This is a genomic window from Amycolatopsis sp. NPDC021455 (assembly GCF_040640995.1).
Lineage (GTDB): Bacteria > Actinomycetota > Actinomycetes > Mycobacteriales > Pseudonocardiaceae > Amycolatopsis.
In genome coordinates this window covers 455,773-474,947 of the sequence record NZ_JBFACT010000001.1, presented here as the reverse complement: position 1 = coordinate 474,947, position 19,175 = coordinate 455,773, and the positions used below count along the sequence as shown (strand labels likewise).

Annotated in this window: 20 protein-coding genes; 9 read left to right on the top strand and 11 right to left on the bottom strand. The window is 71.8% G+C overall.

Annotation, left to right across the window (positions count from 1 at the left end):
* Positions 1–300: 300 nt before the first annotated feature.
* Positions 301–1,245, bottom strand: a complete 945-nt coding sequence (locus tag AB0G28_RS02560; RefSeq protein WP_361082171.1) for a MerR family transcriptional regulator — start codon at positions 1,243–1,245, stop codon at positions 301–303.
* A gap of 209 nt (positions 1,246–1,454) precedes the next feature.
* On the opposite strand from AB0G28_RS02560, the gene AB0G28_RS02555 reads away from it, so the two are divergent.
* Entirely contained in the window at positions 1,455–1,757 is a 303-nt protein-coding gene (locus AB0G28_RS02555; RefSeq protein ID WP_033261506.1) for a WhiB family transcriptional regulator, read from the top strand.
* Positions 1,758–1,870: 113 nt separating this feature from the next.
* Here AB0G28_RS02555 and groL read toward each other — a convergent pair whose 3' ends face one another.
* Complete coding sequence (gene groL, locus AB0G28_RS02550) at positions 1,871–3,484, bottom strand: chaperonin GroEL (protein ID WP_361082168.1); 1,614 nt, start codon at positions 3,482–3,484, stop codon at positions 1,871–1,873.
* A 92-nt stretch (positions 3,485–3,576) separates the two neighbouring features.
* Entirely contained in the window at positions 3,577–3,870 is a 294-nt protein-coding gene (groES, locus tag AB0G28_RS02545; RefSeq protein ID WP_004559922.1) for a co-chaperone GroES, read from the bottom strand.
* Between the two features lie 224 nt (positions 3,871–4,094).
* Here groES and AB0G28_RS02540 point away from each other — a divergent pair, with 224 nt between their 5' ends.
* Together AB0G28_RS02540 and AB0G28_RS02535 are read left to right on the top strand one after the other, a co-directional pair.
* Positions 4,095–4,508 carry a hypothetical protein gene (locus tag AB0G28_RS02540; protein WP_361082166.1) on the top strand — a complete coding sequence of 138 codons (414 nt, stop codon included), beginning with the start codon at positions 4,095–4,097 and terminating at the stop codon, positions 4,506–4,508.
* An 86-nt stretch (positions 4,509–4,594) separates the two neighbouring features.
* Complete coding sequence (locus tag AB0G28_RS02535) at positions 4,595–6,457, top strand: peptidoglycan recognition family protein (protein WP_361082164.1); 1,863 nt, start codon at positions 4,595–4,597, stop codon at positions 6,455–6,457.
* Positions 6,458–6,520: 63 nt separating this feature from the next.
* Here AB0G28_RS02535 and AB0G28_RS02530 read toward each other — a convergent pair whose 3' ends face one another.
* Positions 6,521–7,897, bottom strand: a complete 1,377-nt coding sequence (locus tag AB0G28_RS02530; protein WP_361082162.1) for a glycosyltransferase family 2 protein — start codon at positions 7,895–7,897, stop codon at positions 6,521–6,523.
* Positions 7,894–8,403, bottom strand: a complete 510-nt coding sequence (gene xrtP, locus AB0G28_RS02525; RefSeq protein ID WP_361082364.1) for an exosortase P — start codon at positions 8,401–8,403, stop codon at positions 7,894–7,896. Before xrtP ends, AB0G28_RS02530 begins: the two co-directional genes overlap by 4 nt.
* Positions 8,404–8,767: 364 nt before the next feature.
* On the opposite strand from xrtP, the gene AB0G28_RS02520 reads away from it, so the two are divergent.
* The 4 genes from AB0G28_RS02520 (at position 8,768) to AB0G28_RS02505 (ending at position 11,386) form a co-directional block, all read left to right on the top strand.
* Positions 8,768–9,535 (top strand): choice-of-anchor P family protein, encoded by a 768-nt coding sequence (locus AB0G28_RS02520; RefSeq protein WP_361082160.1) that lies wholly within the window; start codon positions 8,768–8,770, stop codon positions 9,533–9,535.
* 11 nt (positions 9,536–9,546) lie between these two features.
* On the top strand, positions 9,547–9,726 hold the full coding sequence (locus AB0G28_RS02515; RefSeq protein WP_093948949.1) for an LPXTG cell wall anchor domain-containing protein: 180 nt from the start codon (positions 9,547–9,549) through the stop codon (positions 9,724–9,726).
* Positions 9,727–9,821: 95 nt separating this feature from the next.
* Positions 9,822–10,973 carry a UDP-N-acetylglucosamine 2-epimerase (non-hydrolyzing) gene (wecB, locus tag AB0G28_RS02510; RefSeq protein WP_361082362.1) on the top strand — a complete coding sequence of 384 codons (1,152 nt, stop codon included), beginning with the start codon at positions 9,822–9,824 and terminating at the stop codon, positions 10,971–10,973.
* 32 nt (positions 10,974–11,005) lie between these two features.
* On the top strand, positions 11,006–11,386 hold the full coding sequence (locus tag AB0G28_RS02505) for a pyridoxamine 5'-phosphate oxidase family protein (RefSeq protein WP_361082158.1): 381 nt from the start codon (positions 11,006–11,008) through the stop codon (positions 11,384–11,386).
* On the opposite strand, the gene tsaD is transcribed toward AB0G28_RS02505, so the two are convergent.
* Genes tsaD through tsaB form a run of 3 tightly spaced genes read right to left on the bottom strand, consistent with a single transcriptional unit; the run spans position 11,387 to position 13,574 of the window.
* Positions 11,387–12,433 (bottom strand): tRNA (adenosine(37)-N6)-threonylcarbamoyltransferase complex transferase subunit TsaD, encoded by a 1,047-nt coding sequence (gene tsaD / locus AB0G28_RS02500; protein WP_361082156.1) that lies wholly within the window; start codon positions 12,431–12,433, stop codon positions 11,387–11,389.
* Positions 12,433–12,912: a ribosomal protein S18-alanine N-acetyltransferase gene (gene rimI / locus AB0G28_RS02495; protein ID WP_361082155.1), complete on the bottom strand. Its 480-nt coding sequence runs from the start codon at positions 12,910–12,912 to the stop codon at positions 12,433–12,435. The genes tsaD and rimI overlap by 1 nt, the downstream gene beginning before the upstream one ends.
* On the bottom strand, positions 12,909–13,574 hold the full coding sequence (gene tsaB, locus AB0G28_RS02490; RefSeq protein ID WP_361082153.1) for a tRNA (adenosine(37)-N6)-threonylcarbamoyltransferase complex dimerization subunit type 1 TsaB: 666 nt from the start codon (positions 13,572–13,574) through the stop codon (positions 12,909–12,911). Before tsaB ends, rimI begins: the two co-directional genes overlap by 4 nt.
* A gap of 99 nt (positions 13,575–13,673) precedes the next feature.
* On the opposite strand from tsaB, the gene AB0G28_RS02485 reads away from it, so the two are divergent.
* Both AB0G28_RS02485 and AB0G28_RS02480 read left to right on the top strand, forming a co-directional pair.
* Positions 13,674–15,098, top strand: coding sequence for an acyl-CoA synthetase (locus tag AB0G28_RS02485; protein WP_361082151.1), 1,425 nt, complete (start codon positions 13,674–13,676; stop codon positions 15,096–15,098).
* A complete protein-coding gene (locus AB0G28_RS02480) occupies positions 15,091–16,416 on the top strand; it encodes a carboxyl transferase domain-containing protein (RefSeq protein ID WP_361082150.1) in 1,326 nt (441 codons plus the stop codon). The genes AB0G28_RS02485 and AB0G28_RS02480 overlap by 8 nt, the downstream gene beginning before the upstream one ends.
* Here the strand turns inward: AB0G28_RS02480 and tsaE are convergent.
* From tsaE to alr, 3 genes are read right to left on the bottom strand one after another with little or no spacing between them, the layout of a single operon-like run.
* The gene (gene tsaE, locus AB0G28_RS02475) at positions 16,403–16,864 is read right to left on the bottom strand and encodes a tRNA (adenosine(37)-N6)-threonylcarbamoyltransferase complex ATPase subunit type 1 TsaE (RefSeq protein ID WP_361082148.1); all 462 of its coding nucleotides are present in this window, start codon (positions 16,862–16,864) and stop codon (positions 16,403–16,405) included. The genes AB0G28_RS02480 and tsaE overlap by 14 nt on opposite strands.
* Complete coding sequence (locus AB0G28_RS02470; protein ID WP_361082146.1) at positions 16,861–17,958, bottom strand: alpha/beta hydrolase; 1,098 nt, start codon at positions 17,956–17,958, stop codon at positions 16,861–16,863. The genes tsaE and AB0G28_RS02470 overlap by 4 nt, the downstream gene beginning before the upstream one ends.
* The gene (gene alr, locus AB0G28_RS02465; RefSeq protein ID WP_361082144.1) at positions 17,955–19,070 is read right to left on the bottom strand and encodes an alanine racemase; all 1,116 of its coding nucleotides are present in this window, start codon (positions 19,068–19,070) and stop codon (positions 17,955–17,957) included. Before alr ends, AB0G28_RS02470 begins: the two co-directional genes overlap by 4 nt.
* Positions 19,071–19,175 lie beyond the last annotated feature (105 nt).

Genomic DNA, 19,175 nt, shown 5'->3' with positions numbered 1-19,175 from the left:
CGCTGCGACGCCGCCCCCGCCCCACAGAACAGGCCCCACCCGTCCCTGGGGGCTGACCCCGGTCCAGTTTATCGGCGAGGTCCGACGAAACCGGTGGATCGCGGCTCTCCTGCCGAAGTTGTCCACATCGGGAGCGAGGCTGTGGACAACTCGGACCATGCCGTCCTGGCCTGGGAAAACCCAGCGCGGCGATGGTCGCGAATGACTCATTCGGGACGCCGGAGGTCCGGAATGAGTCATTCGCGACCACCCGGGGGCGACCACCCGGAGGCAACCACCGCGTGCGCGAAAATCCGGCGGCTACCGGCGGGCGCCGACCAGGACGTGCTCGATGCGGTCCGCCGCGCTCGGCAGGTCCGTCAGCAGCTCCACCTTGTCCGGCAGCCCCGCCGGGTCCCAGCCCGGGCCGCACGCGAACAGCCGGCTGCGCTGCCGGCCCCGCGAGACCCGTGCGAACAGCCGCGTGTCCGCGACGCCACGCCGGTGCGCCCAGAGCACCACCGCGGCCGGCGCGCTCCGGCGGACCGCGACCGCCAGGACCTCCGCCGGCAGCGGCACGCCGAACAGCTGCGCGCCGATCCGCCGTCCGGCCAGGGACGCGGCCAGCGCGTACATCGGCATCGTGTCGCGCTCCTCCGGGACGCAGCCGAGCAGCACCGGGCGGGTGTTGCGGGGCTCGTCGAGCACCGGGGTCGCCCGGACCAGCGCCGCGAACACGCACTCCGCCAGCAGGTACTCGACCTCGGCGCCCGCGCTCGCCCCGCGCCAGCGGGCCCCGAGGGCCGACAGCACCGGCTCGATCACGCCCGTCCACGCGGGGAGCACGCCGAGTTCGGCGATCGTGTCCGCCAGCATGCGCTGGACCGCGCCGACGTCCATCGCGAGCGCGGCGGTGCTCAGCCGCCGGGCCAGGCGGGAGCGGACCTCGAGGCCGTCGTCGGCCACGGCCGTGCCGGCGGGCTCGGAAAGCTCCTCCGGCTGGGGCGGCCCGGAGCGCGGCATCTGCTCGAGGGCGTAGCGCGCGGCCTCCGCCGTCGACGCGCCGCTCAGCAACGCGCGCTGCATCAGTTCGAGCCTGCCGATGTCGGAGCTGCCGTAGCGGCGGTGACGGCCGTCGGTGTGGCGGCTGGGACCCAGCCCGTAGCGGCGGTCCCAGGTTCGGAGGGTGGACGGCGCGACCCCGAGCCGGCGGGCGACCGAGGCCACCGGCAGGGTGGGTTCTTCGGTGCCCGACCCAGCTCCCACGAGCCTCAATATCCAGGCACCCAGCGCAGTCGGCAACCGGAGGCGAAAGCCCTGCTCACACATCCGGGGGATGCCTAACGGCTGAATCGCGTCGGATCGCTTGAACAACTATTGGCGCGCTTCTAACGTTACCGCCGTTGCACCGAATGGAGTATCGGCACCACAGCAGAGCAGCTAGCGGCATCGACCGGATGACGGAGGCGGTCAGGATGGCAGACACGCGCAGGCTCCCAGGACCCAACGCCGACATGTGGGACTGGCAGCTCGAAGGGTCGTGCCGGGGGATGGACAGCGCGTCCTTCTTTCACCCGGACGGCGAGCGCGGCCCGGCGCGGGCACGGCGGGAGGCCAGGGCGAAGGCCGTCTGCCTGAGCTGCCCGGTCTTGGAGATGTGCCGCAGCCACGCGCTGGCGGTGCACGAGCCGTACGGCATCTGGGGCGGGCTCTCGGAGTCCGAACGGGAACACATCATCAAGTCCGACAAACGCGCGCTCAGCATGTCCGGCGGCTGAGCGCCCCACAGACATCGGAGGGCGGCACCGGGTGGGGTGCCGCCCTCCGTGCCATCCGGGCACGAGAACGGGGCGGCACCTCCGAGAGGTGCCGCCCCGTTTTCGGTGAAGCGTCAGTGCGAGTGGCCGTGGCCCGCCGCGGCGGGCTCTTCCTCGGCCGGCTTCTCGACGACCGACGACTCCGTCGTCAGCACGAGACGCGCGATCGAGGCGGCGTTCGCCACCGCGGACCGGGTCACCTTGACCGGGTCGACGATGCCGGCGGCCAGCAGGTCGGTCAGCTCGCCGGTGGCGGCGTTGAAGCCCTGGCCCCAGCCCTGCTCCTGCACCTTGTTGACGATGACCGCGCCCTCGTGGCCCGCGTTGGTCGCGATCCAGAACAGCGGGGCCGTCAGCGCGTCCTTGACGATCCGCACGCCGGTGGCCTCGTCGCCCTCCAGGCCCAGGCCGCCCTCGAGCTCCTTGACCGCGTGGACCAGCGCCGAACCACCGCCGGGCAGGATGCCCTCCTCGACGGCCGCCTTGGTCGACGCCACGGCGTCCTCGATGCGGTGCTTGCGCTCGTTCAGCTCGGTCTCGGTGGCCGCGCCGACCTTGATGACCGCCACGCCGCCGCCGAGCTTCGCGAGCCGCTCCTGCAGCTTCTCGCGGTCCCAGTCGGAGTCGGTCGTCTCGATCTCCTTGCGGATCTGCGCGACCCGCCCGGCGATGGCGTCCTTCGAGCCGGCACCGTCGACGATCGTGGTGTCGTCCTTGGTGACGACGATCCGGCGCGCCTTGCCCAGCGAGCCGAGGTCGACGTCGGACAGCTTGCGGCCGATCTCCGCGGAGATGACCTCGCCGCCGGTGACGACCGCGAGGTCGTCCAGGAACGCCTTGCGGCGGTCGCCGAAGAACGGCGCCTTGACCGCGACGGCGGTGATCGTCTTGCGCAGCGAGTTCACCACGAGGGTGGACAGCGCCTCGCCGTCGACGTCCTCGGCGATGATGAGCAGCGGCTTCTTGGCCTCGACGACCTTCTCCAGCACCGGCAGCAGGTCGGCCAGCGCCGAGATCTTCTCGCGGTGCAGCAGGACGTAGGCGTCCTCGAGGATCGCCTTCTGCTCCTCCGGGTTGGTCGCGAAGTGCGCCGAGAGGAAGCCCTTGTCGAACTGGACACCCTCGGTGATCACCAGCTCGGTCGCCAGGGTCGACGACTCCTCGATGGTGATGACGCCGTCCTCGCCGACCTTCTCGACGGCTTCGCCGAGCAGGGCGCCGATGTTGGCGTCGCGGGACGTCACGGTGCCGACCTGGGCGATGTTCTCGCGGCCCTTGACCGGGGTGGCCTTGGCCTTGAGGACCTCGATGACCTTCTCCGCGGCGGCCTCGATGCCGCGGCCGATCGAAGTCGGGTTGGCGCCGGCCGCGACGTTGCGCAGGCCGACCTTCACCAGCGACTGCGCGAGCACGGTCGCGGTGGTGGTGCCGTCGCCGGCGACGTCGTTGGTCTTGGTGGCGACGCTCTTGGCGAGCTGCGCGCCGAGGTTCTCGAACGGGTCGTCGAGCTCGACCTCACGGGCGACGGTCACGCCGTCGAGGGTGATGGTCGGGCCACCGAACTTCTTGTCGAGCACGACGTGGCGGCCGCGCGGGCCGAGGGTGACCTTGACCGCGTCGGCGAGCTTGTTCACCCCGCGCTCCAGCGCGCGACGAGCGTCCTCGTCGAAGTTGATCTGCTTGGGCATAGCGTGTTCCGCTTACCTTTCTCTGGACGCAAGAACGCCCCGCTCCCCGGCGTTCTGCAGGGGCCCGGGGCGTCATGCGCTGCGAGCGGACGTCAGTTGATGACGGCCAGCACGTCGCGGGCGGACAGGATCAGGTAGTCCTCACCGTTGTACTTGACCTCGGTGCCGCCGTACTTCGAGTAGATGACGACGTCGCCGACGTTCACGTCGAGCGGGACGCGGTTGCCCTTGTCGTCGATCCGGCCCGGGCCCACGGCCAGAACCTTGCCCTCCTGGGGCTTCTCCTTGGCGGTGTCGGGGATGACGAGGCCGGAAGCGGTCGTCTCCTCGGCCTCGCTCGTCTGGACAACGATCTTGTCCTCGAGCGGCTTGATGTTCACGCTCACCGGGTTGACCTCCACGGTCGTCGAAAGCGTTGGCAGGATGTGGTTACGGCTCTACCACCCCCGCCGTCGCGGGTGCCGGGGCTGTCGGGCCGTGCGATTAGCACTCTAGCCACGTGAGTGCCAGTCGTGCAAGGAGGGTGCACCCGGGCGTGTGAGGCGCCCTCGTGGACGGGCTGACCGGCCGTTTCCGTAACGGTGCCGGGCAGCTGGGCGACCTTCGCCACGTGGGTGCACCGACCGGCGGGAAGAGCACACCTCGACCCAAGCGGAAGACGAAGCGGGCCGAAGCGATCGCTGCCGGCCTCGATGCGGCCGTGGCGCGGCACGTGGCGTGCTACGGCACCGCGCGCCGCCGGAAGGCGGACGTCCCGCCCGAAGCTCGGCGGCGCGAGCGCGAACTCGAAGCATGCCTCCGCGCTGTCCTCCGGAGCTTCGAGAACCGGCCGGCACACTCGGGTCGGCAGAACGCCGCCCGCGAGCGGGCCTGGAAAGCACTCCACCACCTGCGCGGCACGAAGCCGAAACCGTTCACGCCCGACGGGGGCAAGTCGCGGAACCGCGTCGCAGGGCCGCTCTATCCGGTGCACGGCGGGCACGCCGTCAGCGGCGGTCTTCCGGGTTCCGGAAAACGCGCCTAGCCACGGTTCCGCGAGCCCCTTACCCCCGGGGTGAGTTTCTGGTTAGGTGCTCACGTCTGGCACCTGAACCCTGGGGGTTTATGCCCATGTCCCGTCCTGTCCCGAGAACGGCGGCCGTCGCCGCCGCTGTTGCTCTTCTCACCGGTCTTGCCGCTCCGGCGCATGCCGACACCACCGGTCAGCGGCAACGCGACTTCGCCGCCGCCGCCGCTGAGTTCGGCGTTCCGGAGAACGTGCTGCTCGGGGTCTCCTACCTCGAGTCCCGGTGGGACTCCAACGCCGGCACGCCCAGCACCGCCGCCGGCTACGGTCCCATGCACCTCACCGACCTGCGCGCGGCCGGGGTCGCGACCAGCCACCACGACGAAGGCAGCGAGGACCCGCGCGGCGACGATGCCCGCCCCGCGCTGCACCCGCAGGCCGCGCCCGCCGCGCCGCCTCAGCAGCTGCAGACCGTCGACGAGGCCGCCCAGCTGCTCCACACCGATGCCGCGACCCTGCGCTCCGACCCCACCCAGAACATCCGCGGCGGGGCCGCCCTCCTGGCGAAGTACCACACCGGCGACAACTGGTACGACGCCGTCGCGAAGTACAGCGGGTCCACCGGTGACGCCGCGCAGACCTTCGCCGACGAGGTCTTCGACACCATCAAGACCGGCACCGCCCGGACGACCGACGACGGCCAGCAGGTCACGCTGAGCCCGGCGCCGGACCTGGTCGTCCCGCAGCACGCCGACAAGACACCGGCCGGCGTCGAATGCCCCCGGCGCGTCGCCTGCGAGTCCGTTCCCGCGCCCTACCAGCAGCTGCCGAAGGACGACTACGGCAACCACGACCTCGCGAACCGGCCCGAGAGCCAGAAGATCGACCACATCGTCATCCACGACACCGAGGGCTACTGGGACAGCGTCCTCAAGCTCGCCCAGGACCCGACGTACGTGAGCTGGCACTACACCATCCGCTCGAACGACGGCCTGATCGCGCAGCACGTGCCGACCAAGGACGTCGCCTGGCACGCCGGCAACTGGTACGTCAACGCCAAGTCCATCGGCATCGAGCACGAGGGCTTCGCCGCCAAGGGCACCTGGTACACCGAGGCCATGTACCGCTCGAGCGCCAAGCTCGTCGGCTACCTCGCGCGCAAGTTCGGCATCCCGCTCGACCGCGCGCACATCATCGGCCACGACAACGTGCCCGGCACCACCCCGGCCACGATCAAGGGCATGCACTGGGATCCGGGCCCCTACTGGGACTGGTCGCACTACTTCGACCTGCTCGGCGCCCCGCTCGGCGGGTTCGGCCTGCCCGGCTCGTCGCTGGTCACCATCGACCCCGACTTCGCGAAGAACCAGCCCGCCTTCACCGGCTGCGACAGCCCGGGCACGACCTGCGCGCCACGCGGTTCCGAGGCCGTCGTGCTGCACTCGGAGCCCAGTGAGACCTCGCCGCTGCTGAAGGACGCCGGCCTCCACCCCGACGGCTCGGTGTCCACAATGGACGTCTCCGACGTCGGCAGCCGGGTCGCGACCGGGCAGCAGTACAGCGTCGCCGAGGTCCGTGGCGACTGGACGGCGATCTGGTACCTCGGGCAGAAGGGCTGGTTCCACAACCCGCGCCACGCCCGCGTCGCGAAGCCCGCGATCGGCTGGGTCGTGACGCCGAAACCCGGCCTCGCGTCGGTGCCGGTGTACGGGCGGGCCTACCCCGAACCCGAGGCCTACCCGGCGAACGTGCCGGTGCAGGCGATCACGCCGCTGCCGTACACCCTCTCCGCCGGCCAGAAGTACTCGTCGGCCGGCACCGTCGGGTCGGAGTACTACTACGCGACGACGTTCGACGTCGCCGACCACGTCGTCGTCAAGGGCAAGCTCAAGTACGTCCAGATCCAGTTCGGGCACCGGATCGCGTTCGTCAAGGCGGCTGACGTCCGGATCCTGCCCGCGTTCTGACCGAATGTCCGTGAAGGCCTCCTTCCCGGCTCTTATGGCCGGGAAGGAGGCCTTCACGGCTTTTCAGGCGTCCAGGGCGACCTTCGCCCCGGCCGCCTGTTCGGTGTTGCGGCGCGTCTTCGCCCAGCCGTTGCGGCCGCGCACCAGGCGGAACAGCGCGCGCCACGACGTCACGTAGAACGTGTAGATGTACGCCGCGTACGCCAGCCCCATGCCCAGCCCGCGCAGGATGTTCTTGCTGCGCAAGCACTTCAGCTGGTAGATCGGGCCCCAGACGAGGAACGGCAGGAGCCCGAACGAGCCGTAGATGGCGAACAGGATCCAGGCGCCGCCGGTGAACCACGTCCACATCCGCGCCGGGTCGCCCGCGGTGCCGATCACCAGCAGCACGAACGGGATCGGGTACAGCAGCGAGCCGAGCAGCTGCAGCCACGGCTGGGCCAGGTAGTACATCATCTCCGCCGCGCCGAGCGTGCTGACGTGCGGGGAATCCCAGATCCGCCGGAGGTACCGGGCGCACTGCATGGTGCCCTGGCCCCACCGCGTGCGCTGCACGAGGAACCGCCGCAGGCTGTACAGACCTTCCTGCGACACATGGGAATCCGGCGTGAACCCGGTGCGCCAGCCCGCCGTGAGCAGGTGGACGCCCAGTTCGAAGTCCTCCAGCAGCGAGCCGCGCCACGGCTGCTCGTCCTCGCCCGCGATGGAGTCCAGCGCGGTGAGGCGGGTGAACTGGCCGTTGCCGCCCATGGAGATCGTGCCGGTGAACCCGCGGGACGTCTGGATCGCCGCGATCGCCGTCCGGAACTCCAGGTCCTGCAGCTGGGCCAGCTTCAGGCCGAACCAGCGGCCGACCGGGTTGCGCGATGGCGGTGGTGTTCCGGCATTGCCCATCCAGACGTCGAGCTGCACCGCCCCGACCGCCGGGTCGCCGAAGAGGTGGTCCGCCGCGCAGACCTCCAGGCAGTTCGGCGCCGGACGGCCGTCGGCGTCGACGACCACCACCACGACGTCGTCGCGCGACGCGTCCGGGCCCATCCAGTCGTTCAGGGCCCGGTACGCCGCGTTGAGCGCGTCCCCCTTGCCGGTCCTGGCCTCGGGCCGCGTGCGCGGCACCAGGTGCAGGTACGGGTCGTAGCCGCCGTGGCGCCGCCACAGCATCCGGACGACGCGGGCGGTCCGGTCCTCCGAGTCGTCGTCGACGACCCAGACGTGCGCCCTGCGGAACGTCGTGCGCAGGTAGCGGATCGTCTCGCGGATGACCGTCTGCTCGTCACGGCACGGCACGAAGAAGTGCCAGGTGAAGTCCGCCGGGTCGCCGACCGGAGCGGGTTTGCGGCGCAGGTAGGGCACCACGATCACGACCACGTAGACGAGGAACGCCACGCTCATCGTGAGCGCGAACGCCTGCGTGATCGCCAGCAGGACCTTGACGCTCATGCGTTCTTCTTCCGGGTGGCGAGCCAGACGAACAGGACGATCGAGACGGCGCCGCCGAACACGCTCACCATCGAGCCGAGCAGCGTGTGACCCCAGTAGTAGCCCTCGTCGGTGCCGAACCCGTGCACGAGGCCGACGATCGTCAGAATGCGCAGCTGGTTCACCAGTACGACGACGACAGCGGAAATGCCGAGCGAAAAGAAGAGCCGCCGGGCATTCGAAGGCCGGAAGTACACCATGACCATCGTCACAACGAGCAAGGGAAGCAAAAGGAACGCCGAAGAACATTCCGGCGTCATTCTCAACCCGAATGGAGCAGCACCCGTCAACCCAAAGTAAACGGACTCCCGATCGGGGGCGACATAGACACCCGATGTAGTGAACAGATCGAGGATCGCCCCCGCCAGCCGTACTTCCAGTTCGCGGTAGAACCGCTCGGCCAGCACCACGACGACACCCGCGGCGGCCAGCGCGCTCAGCGCGATGACCAGCGGAAACTTTGCCATTCCTGAGTTCGGAGCGCTCGCTGCGGCCACGACGTTCCTCTCGGATTCGATTCTTCGACCAAGGTGCGGACCTCGGGCGAGCGTAGGACATGCGTGCCACGCGTTTCCACTCGGAGGGGTGGAAACGCCGCCCCAATCGGTTGGAGCTTCGGCGAACTTGTTACGCCGTTCGAGTGACATCGAAAGCGACCTGCGAAAACGCCGCCGGGCAATACCCGATCCGGTGATTCGGGAAATATCGAGTGCTATTCGCGCCGCTCTTCGCGATAGTCGATCCGCGTGCCGAGTCGAGGCAAAGCCGGTTCGATCGGCGCCGCCGTCACGCACCCCCGAGATCAATCCAGCGAATTCGGAGGATCAGTTGATGAAGAGCTCCCTCGTGCGCCGTGGCGGCCTGCTCGCCGCGGTCGTGGCGAGCGTCGTGCTCGCCGGCGCGGCCCCCGCTTCGGCGGCCCCCGGCGACGGGTCCGCGTACGGCGTCAAGGTCGACGTCAAGCTGCTCGGCCAGGAAGCGGTGAAGGCCGGCCCGTTCGCCGCCGCGAACACCGCGGGCCCGACCAGCAGCAGCCTGGCGAAGGTCGACTTGACCGGCATCCTCAAGACCGGCGTGATCAACGCCGAAGCCAAGCGCGACGAGAACTCCGGTGCGGTGACGGCGAAGGCGAGCACCGCCGACGTCGTGCTGCCGCTGCTCAAGCCGGCGCTCGGCGACGTCGGCATCAAGCTCGTCGAGGCCGTCTGCACCGCGACGCAGAAGGGCGTCGAGGGCAGCACGAAACTGGTCGGCGCGAACCTCGGCAGCGTCGGGGCCGTCGACGCCGCCCCGGCGCCGAACACGCTGGTCAAGGTGGGCCTCGGCCCGGTCAACGTCGCGACGATCATCCTGAACGAGCAGATCCCGAACAAGGACGGCAGCCTCACGGTCAACGCCGTCCACGTGAAGCTGCTCGGCGAAGGGCTCAAGGCGCTCGGCTCGGGTGACGTGATCGTGTCGTCGGCGACCTGCGGCCCGGCCGCGCCGCCGATGCCGCTGGCGTCCGGCGCGGGCCTGTGGATCGGGCTCGGCCTGCTCGGCGCCGTCGCGGTTCCGGCCGGCACCCGCATCCTCCGCCGCCGCGCGGCCCAGGCCTGAGCGAGGTCCGGATGTACAAGATGCCGGGCGCCGGAGTCGGCGTGGCCGGTGGCGGGGTGGGCACCCTCGCCGCCACCGGCGCCGACATCGGGTGGTGGCTGGCCGTCGGCGTGCTCCTGGTCCTGCTCGGGACCGGCGCGCTGATCGCCGTCCACCGCCGCAACCGCCGTCTCTCCCAGGCGCGGGATTGAGACACCGGCCGCCGGCGTGTGCCCCTCGCACGCCGGCGGCCCCCTGGGGGAAATTTTCCTGGAGACTGGATCACGTGGACAAGGAGCACCGCACGGTGGATGTGATGGTGCTGGCCGGGACCCGGCCGGAAGCGCTCAAGCTCGCGCCACTCGCGCTGGCGCTGGACAGGCACCCGGTGCTGCGGCCGGTCCTGGTGCACAGCGGCCAGCACGCGGGCATGGTCGAGCAGGCCCTGGAACCGTTCGGCCTGACGGTGCACGCATGGCTGGACGTGCCGCCGCGGGTCACCGGCAGTCAGGCGGAGCTCGTGGCCGGCCTGCTGCCCGCACTCGACGACGTGCTGCGCCGGCACACCCCGGCCGCGCTGGTCGTCCAGGGCGACACGACGACGACGCTCGCCGGTGCGCTGGCCGCGTTCTGGCTGGGCGTGCCGGTGGTGCACCTGGAAGCCGGGCTGCGCACGCACGACCTCGCGGCGCCGTTCCCGGAGGAGGGCGCGCGGCAGATGGTGTCGCGGATCGCCGCGCTGCACCTGGCGCCGACGCTCGGCGCGGCGGCGGCCCTGCGCACGGAAGGCGTTGCGCGGCAACGGATCGCCGTCACCGGCAACACGATCGTCGACGCGGTGCTGGACATCGCGGCCCGTGACCTCCCGGCGCGGGACACGGCGCTGGCGCTGCTGGAGATGGAGATCGCGGAGGCGGGTGAACGGCTGGTGCTCGTGACGTCGCACCGCCGCGAATCCTGGGGTGAGCCGCTCGAGCGGACCCTCGCCGCGGTGCAGCTGATCGTGGCCGAGCACCCGGACGTGCAGGTGCTGTTCCCGGCCCACCCGAACCCGCTCGTCCGCGGCCAGGTCGAGGCGGCGCTGAGCGGGCTGCCGCGCGTGACGGTCACGGATCCGCTGGAGTACCCCGACCTGGTCCGCGCGCTGCGGCTGGCGTCGCTGGTGCTGACGGACTCGGGCGGCATCCAGGAGGAGGCCCCGACGTTCGGCACCCCGGTGCTGGTGCTGCGGGACGTGACCGAGCGGGCGGAGGTCGTCGACGCGGGGTGTGCGTGGCTGGTGGGCACGGACACCGCCCGCATCGCCGACACGGCGGCGCGGATCCTGAGCGGCGAGCTGCGTCCCGCGCAGGTCGGAAACCCTTACGGCGAAGGCAATGCGGCCGTCCTGGCGGTCGCGGCGATCGAGGAGCTGCTCGGGGTGGCCTCCGCGGCCCGGCGCGAGGTCGCGGCCTCCTGACGCACGCGAAGCCGGCCGGGCAAACTGGCGACATGGAGATCGCCGACCGGCTCGGGCAGGACCGCAATGTCTGGCTGTGCACCCTGCGCGGGGACGGCTCGCCGCACGTCACCCCGGTCTGGTTCGCCTACCTCGGCGACGCGTTCTGGATCGGCAGCGGCGAGCGGAACGTCAAGGTGCGCAACGTCGTGAACGACCCGCGGGTCAGCCTCGCCCTCGAGGACGGGGACAAGCCGGTCGTCGCCGAGGGCCGCGCGCGGGTGCATCGCGGCGCGCTGCGGGAGGACGTGCTGGCCGCGCTCTCCGCGAAGTACGACGGCTGGGACGCCGGGGCGGAGATCGCCCCGTTCGGCCCCCGGGTCCTGCTCGAAGTGCCGGTCGGCCGGTGGCTGCTGAAGGGGACCGCCCAGTAGCTAGAGCGAGACCACCTCGACCGGCAACGCCGGGTTCGCGCTGAAGTCCAACGCCGCCGTCGGGCGCTTCGCCGCCACGACGTGCGCCCCCAGGGCCGCGATCATCGCGCCGTTGTCCGTGCACAGGCGCGGGCGCGGGACGCGCAGCTCGATCCCCGCCGCCGCGCAGCGCTCGGCCGCCAGCTCCTTCAGCCGCGAATTCGCCGCCACGCCACCGGAAACCACGATCGTGCCGATTCCCTGTTCCTTCGCCGCGCGGACCGCCTTCGCGGTCAGCACGTCCGCGACGGCTTCCTGGAAGGACGCCGCGACGTCGTCCACCGGGATCTCCTCGCCGCGCCGCGAAGCCCCCTCGACCCAGCGGGCCACCGCCGTCTTCAAGCCGGAGAAGGAAAAGTCGAACTTCGCGTCGCGCGGGCCCGTCATGCCGCGGGGGAACGCGATCGCCGCCGGGTCGCCGTTCTTGGCCGCCTTGTCGATCGGCGGGCCACCCGGGTAGGGCAGGCCGAGGACGCGCGCGACCTTGTCGTAAGCCTCGCCCGCCGCGTCGTCCACAGTGGACCCCAGCTCGACGATCGACGACGCGATGTCGTCGACGCGCAGCAGCTGCGTGTGCCCGCCCGAAACCAGCAGCGCGAGGCACGGCGTGGGCAACGGCCCGTGCTGCAGCGTGTCGACGGCGATGTGCCCGGCCAGGTGGTTGACGCCGTACAGCGGCACGTCCAGCGCCGTCGCGTACGCCTTCGCCGCCGAGACGCCGACGAGCAGCGCGCCCGCCAGGCCCGGCCCGGCGGTCACCGCGATGGCGTCCACATCGGACAGCGAAAGCCCCGCCTTCTCGAAGGCGCGTTCGGTGGTCGGGACCATCGCCTCCAGGTGCGCGCGGCTGGCGACCTCGGGCACCACGCCGCCGAAGCGGGCGTGCTGCTCCACGCTGGAGGCGACCTCGTCGGCCAGCAGCTCGACCGCACCGTCGTCGTGCAGGCGGACCAGGCCGACGCCGGTCTCGTCGCACGAGCTCTCGATGCCCATGATGATGCGTGACATCAGCCTGCTACCTCGTCTCGCGCCCGCGCCGGGCGGACCATCGTGTACGCGTCGGCGCCGGAAGGCTGGTAGTAGCGCTTCCGGATGCCGAGCCGTTCGAAGCCGTGGCTCTCGTACAGCGCGAGAGCCGTCGTGTTGTCCGTGCGGACCTCGAGGAACACCGGTGCCTCGAACTCGTCGGCCCGCTCCAGCAGCGCCCGCAGCAGCGCCTTGCCGATGCCCTGGCCCTGGTACTCGGGCGCGACACCGATGGTGTGCACGGTCGCCTCGTACTCGCCGCGGCGGCGCCCGACGACGGCCAGCCCGGCGTAGCCGAGCAGCTCGTCGCCCTCGTCCGGGCGCGCGGCGAGGTAGAAGTTGCCCGCGTCCAGTTCGGAGTGGAACGCGCGGGAGCTCCACGGGTCGTCGCCCGGGAAGAGGATCTGCTCGATCTCCACGCACCGGGCGATGTCCCTGCGGCGCAGCGGCTCGAGTCTCACGGGGCGGTCACCCGTTTCGGCGCCGCGGGCTCGGCGGCGTCGGGACGGCGCAGGTACAGCGGGGTCAACGGCCCCGGCGACTCCGAAGCGAGCAAAGCACTCCGAGCGGCCTTCACGAGCCCCGCGGGTGACGGGAAGCGCGGCTCGACCACCTCGACGTCGAGCACGTCGGCGTAGAGGAGAGCGCCGTCCCCGGCCGCCGCCTTGACGTCGGTCTCGACGTCGGCGGGGCGCTGGACGTGCGGCCCGTCGGTGCGCCGCCCGGCGGCGTCGTAGGCGGCCCAGTAGACCTCGCGGCGGCGCGCGTCGGTCATGACGAGGAAAGCGCCATCGCCAGAGGTGACGTCGGCGGCCAGTGCGTCGAGGCTGCAGACCGGGTACACCGGGATGCCGAGGGCGTGCCCGAGCGCGGCGGCGGTGGCCATCCCGGCACGCAGGCCGGTGAAGGGCCCGGGACCGACACCGGCGACGATCGCGTCGAGGTCCTTCAGGGACACCCCGGCGGCTTCGGCGGCGGCCAGCGCGTGCGGGGTGATCAGCTCGCCGTGGGCGCGGGGATCGACCGTGACGCGTTCACCCCGTGTCTCGACCCGGTCGCCGTCCAGCGCGACGACGCCCGCGGTCACCGCCGGGGTCGAGGTATCGATCGCCAGTACCAACACGGTGTCCCAGCCTACGACCAGCGCCTTCGGCCGCTTGCTGCAGGGGACGGATCAGCACGGTAACGTGCGGTTCGAGTCCGACACTGGGAGGTCCCCGCGGTGCCCGACCCCATGTTCCCCGAACTCGGCAACGGCGCCGCCAAGGAAGCTCTGCGGTTCGGCGAAGACACGCTGACCTATGCCGGCCTCGCCGCCGTCGCCGGAAGTCTCGCTCGCGAGCTGCCGCGCGGCCGCGTCGCGGTGTGGGCGACCCCGACCATCCGCACGAGCGTCGCGGTCGTCGCCGCGTTGCTCGCCGGGGTGCCGGCGGTGCCGCTCAACCCGAAGATCGGCGAACGCGAGCTGGCGCACATCCTGTCCGACTGCGAACCGGCCCTCGTGCTGGCCGAGCCGGGCGCCGAGCTGCCCGAAGGCCTCGCCGCGCTCCCCCGCCGCGACATCCCGCTGACCGGCGGCGACGCGCCGACGTGGGAAGAACCGGACCCCGAGACGCCCGCCCTGATCGTCTACACCTCGGGCACCACCGGCCCGCCGAAGGGCGTGGTCCTCCCCCGCCGCGCGCTCGCGACCACCTTGGACGCCCTCGAGGACGCCTGGGGCTGGACCGACGGCGACGTCCTGGTGCACGCGCTGCCGCTGTTCCACGTGCACGGGCTGATCCTCGGCATCCTGGGGCCGCTGCGCCGCGGTGGCTCGGTGCGTCACCTCGGCCGGTTCTCGACCGACGGCGTCGCCCGGGAACTGACGGCCGGCGCGACCATGCTCTTCGGCGTACCGACGATGTACCACCGCATCGCGGGCGAAGTCGGTGAAAACCCCGAGCTGGCCTCGGCGCTGAGGGGTGCGCGCCTGCTCGTCTCCGGGTCCGCGGCGCTGCCGGTGCACGACCACCAGCGCATCACCGCGGCGACCGGCCAGCAGGTCGTCGAGCGCTACGGCATGACCGAGACGCTGATGAACACGAGCGTCCGCGCGGACGGCGAGCGCAAACCCGGCACGGTCGGCGTGCCGCTGCGCGGAGTGGACCTCCGGCTCGTCGGCGAGGCCGGCGAGGTGATCGACGACGTCGACGCGGTCGGCGAGATCCAGGTGCGCGGCCCGAACCTGTTCACCGAGTACCTCAACCGTCCGGACGCGACCGCGGCCGCGTTCGACGGCGGCTGGTTCCGCACCGGCGACATGGCGACCCGCGACGCCGACGGATACGTCCGGATCGTCGGGCGCAAGGCCACCGACCTGATCAAGAGCGGCGGCTACAAGATCGGCGCGGGCGAGATCGAGAACGCGCTGCTCGAACACCCGCGCGTCGCCGAAGCAGCCGTCACCGGCGAGCCGGACGACGACCTCGGCGAGCGGATCGTGGCGTGGATCGTGCCGTCCGGGGAGCCGCCGAGTGCCGAAGAGCTCGCCGACCACGTCGCGAAGCTCCTCGCGCCGCACAAGCGCCCGCGGGTCGTCCGGTACCTGGACGCGTTGCCGCGCAACGACATGGGCAAGGTCATGAAGCGGGCGCTCGGTGTCTAGGCAGCCGGCGCGCGAGGTCCTCGGCGCGATTTCGACCGGCTTCGCGGAGTTCCCCACGCCGTTGCGCGACGAACCGGCCGACGGCCCGATCGGCTGGCCGGGCTACCGCTCCGCGCGTGCCGCGGCGGAAGAGCGCACCGGCGAGAAGGAATCGGCCGTCTGCGGGACGGCGAAGATCGGCGACGTCGAAGCCGTGCTGATCGCCTTCGAGTTCGGGTTCCTCGGCGGGTCGCTCGGGCAGCGCACCGGCGACCGGATCGAGGCGGCGTTCGCGCACGCCCGTGACGCGCGGCTGCCGGTGGTGTCACTGATCTCGACCGGCGGCAGCCGCATGCAGCAGGGCATGCGGGCGTTGATGCAGCTACAGCGGGTGGCGCGGGCGTCGGCGCTGACGCGGGCGTCGGGCATCCCGCGGATCTCGGTGCTGCGCGACCCGACGACCGGCGGCGGCTGGGCGACGCTCGGCGCGGGCGCCGATGTCATCCTCGCGCTGCCTGAGGCGCAGGTCGGGTTCGCCGGGTCGCGCGTGCGGCCGCCGGAGACGCCGGAGGCCTACACCGCCGAAGCGAAGCTCGAGTGGGGTCAGGTCGACGCCGTCGTCTCCCCCGGCGAGCTCGGGCCTGCCCTGGAACGGTGGCTCCGGCTGCTGACGGCGCATTCGTCGGCGGCCGCGCCGCCGCCTTCCGCGCTGCGTCCGGCTTCGCTGCCCTCGACCGGCTGGGAGGCGGTCCAGGCGGCGCGGTCGCCATCGCGAGCCCGGGCGGCGGAGTACCTCGACGCGTACTTCGACTGGCGGGAGGACATCAGCGGAGACCGCGTCGGCGGGGTCGATCCCGGGGTCGCGTGCGGCTTCGGCTGGCGTGACGGGCGGACGATCGCCTACGCGGCCCAGTGCGGCACGCCGACGCAGCCGTCGGGGTTCCGCACGGCCGCGCGGCTGGTCAAGCTGGCGTCCCGGCTGGGAATCCCGGTGCTGACGCTGGTCGACACCCCGGGCGCGGCGAACGACGCGGCCGCCGAGCAGGCGGGCGCGGGCGGGGCCATCGCGGAGATGTTCGAGGCGGTCGCGACGGCTTCGGTCCCGGTGACGACGCTGGTGATCGGCGAAGGCGGCTCGGGCGGGGCGCTGGCGTTCGCCGCGGCGGAGTCGACGTGGGTCGCGCCGGACGCGTACTTCTCGGTGACCTCCCCGGAAGCCGCGGCGGCGATCCTCAAGCGCCCGGCATCGGAGGTGCCGGACATCGCCAACCAGCTGCACCTGCGGCCCCAGGACCTGGTGGACCTGGGGGTCGCCCGGGCGGTGCTCAAGCCGTCGTGAGCTCCGGAACCCGGTCGGCCCAGGTGCCGTGCGGTTCGAGGGTGATCTCGCGGACGTCGTCCTCGCGGCGGTCCAGCCGGACCACGAGGTAGTCGTCCGACAGGCGCTCCGCCGAACCCTCGCCCCACTCGACCACGATCGCCGAGCGCTCCAGGTCCGTGTCGAGGTCGAGATCGTCCAATTGGGACAGATCGCCGCCGAGGCGGTACGCGTCCACGTGCACCAGCGGCACTCCGGCAGCGCCCGCCGGGTGGACCCGGGCCAGGACGAACGTCGGCGAGCTGACGCGGCCGCCGACGCCGAGACCGTCGGCGATGCCGCGCGTCAGCGTCGTCTTGCCCGCGCCGAGCGGTCCGGCCAGCAGGACCAGGTCACCCGCCCGCAGGACGCGGCCGAGGGCCCGCCCGAAGTCCATGGTCTCTTCGGGCGTGGGAAACACCATGCTCAACGTTGCCACCACCAGGTTCGCCGGGACGAGGATTCGCCGTCCACACCGGAACAGCGTTGCAGGAGATCGATCAGATGGCTGTTCACCAGCTCGGGCTGCTCGAGCTGAACCATGTGGCCGGCGCCGCGGACGCGCACCAGCTCCGCGTCGGGCAGCTCGGCCGCGATCCGCTCGGCGTGCGCGAACGGCGTGAACCGGTCCGAATCACCGCCGACGACGAGGACTTCCGCGTGCTTCAGCCCGGCCAGCGCGGCGTAGCGGTTGTGGCTGCCGAGCGTGTCGACGAAGTTGACGAGGCCGCGCACCGGCGTCACTTCCAGCATCTCGAGCATGAAGTCGACGAGCCGCGGCGCGACGTCCCGGCTGCCGAACGCGAGCCGCCGCACGGCCTGCCGCGTCAGCTGCCCGCCCGCCGCGCGCACGAACTCCACCAGCCCGGGCTGCCAGCCGGCGAGACCGCCGGCGGCGCGCGTCAGCGGGTTGTACTTCGAGAGCAGCGAACGCGGCAACCCGCGTGCGCCGACTTCGCCCGCGGCCGTCGCGATGAAGGCAACCCCGCGTACGCGGTCTTCGAAGATTTCCGGGAACTCGGCGGCCAGCTCCATGATCACCATGCCGCCCATCGAGTGCCCCACCAGCACGATGGGTCCGTCCGGCACCACGGACCGCAGCACGCAGTCGAGGTCCCGCGCCAGCTGTTCGATGGTCGACGTCTCGGCCGAAGCGGCGCCGGACAGGCCGTGGCCGCGGTGGTCGTAGTAGACCTGACGCACGCGCGGCAGCCTCAGGGAGGCCAGGTCGCGGCGCTGGAAATGCCAGCAGCGCCGCGAAAGCGCGAAGCCGTGTACCCCCACGACGGTCAGTTCCGGTTTCCCGCCGTCCTCCGGGTCGATTTCCTCGACCGAAAGCGGCGTGCCGTCCTCGGCCGCGACCGTCGAAGTGCGGTCCGGCTTCAGTTCCCCCAGCGGCTCGTCCACGTACGGATCCTCACTGTGCCGCCGCTGCTGCGCGGCGACGGCGATGGCGGCGGCGGTCCCGGTGGCCACGGCCCCGACCCCGCCGGCGATGGCCAGCAGTCGACGTGAAGGTGTCACGGGCGTTCCCCCAGATACCGGCGCCGGACGCGCGGGCGGTACATCGAGGTGACGATTTCGTAGTCGATCGTGCCCAGCTTGTCGGCCCATTCCCGGGCGGTCGGCTCGCCGTGTGTCCCCGCACCGAAGAGGACGACCTCGTCGCCGACGGCCGGTTCGTCGTCACCGCAGTCGACGACGAGCTGGTCCATGCAGACGCGCCCGGCGACCGGCCGCCGCTGCCCGCCGAGCCAGACGTCCATGCGCCCGGACAAGCCGCGGGGCACCCCGTCGGCGTACCCGGCCGGGACGAGCGCGAGGGTGGTGTCGCGCGGCGCGGTCCAGGTGTGCCCGTAGGACACCGATTCGCCCGCCCGGATCCGTTTGACCAGCGCGACGGCCGACCGGAACGTCATGGCCGGGCGGAGGTCTTCGGGCTGCGGCACGGGGTTGAGGCCGTACATCGCGATACCCGGCCGCACGATGTCGAAGTGCAGGTCCGGCCGGGTGAGTAGGGCCGCGGAGTTGGCCAGGTGCCGCATCGGGTCGAGCCCGGCTGCGCGGGCGGCGTCGTAAGCGTCGGCGAAGCGCTTGGCCTGCAGGTCGATCGAGGGGTGACCGGGTTCGTCGGCGCACGCGAGGTGGGACCAGATCGCGACGACCTCGACCCGCGGTTCGGCGGCCGCCGCTTCGACGAGTTCGGCCCACTCGGCGGGCGGGCAGCCGTTGCGCGAGAGCCCGGTGTCGATTTTGAGGTGCACACGGGCCCGAGTACCCGCTTTCACCGCGGCGGCGATGCGGCGAAGCTCACCCAGGGAGCTGACGCCGAGGTCGATGTCCTTTTCGACGCCCGGGGCGAAGTCGATGTCCGGGGTGTCCAGCCAGCTGAACAGCCGGGTCGTGATCCCGGCCTCGCGCAAGGCGAGGGCTTCGCCGAGTGAGCAGGTGCCCAGCCAGGACGCACCAGCCTCGACCGCGGCGCGCGCCACCGGCAGCGCGCCGTGACCGTAGGCGTCGGCCTTCACCACCGCCATCACCTCGGCGCCGGGCGCGCGGGCGCCCAGCAAGGCGAGGTTGTGGCGGGTCGCGTCGAGGTCGATGTCGACCTGCGCGCGCGGGAAACTGGAGGTCATGGCGCCCTCCAGTTTCCCATGACCCGAGGTCGTGCCCTGCGTGAGCATGCCCACCCGGGAGCGCGAACCGCACGCTGAGGCATGACTCGCACCCCACCCAGACCC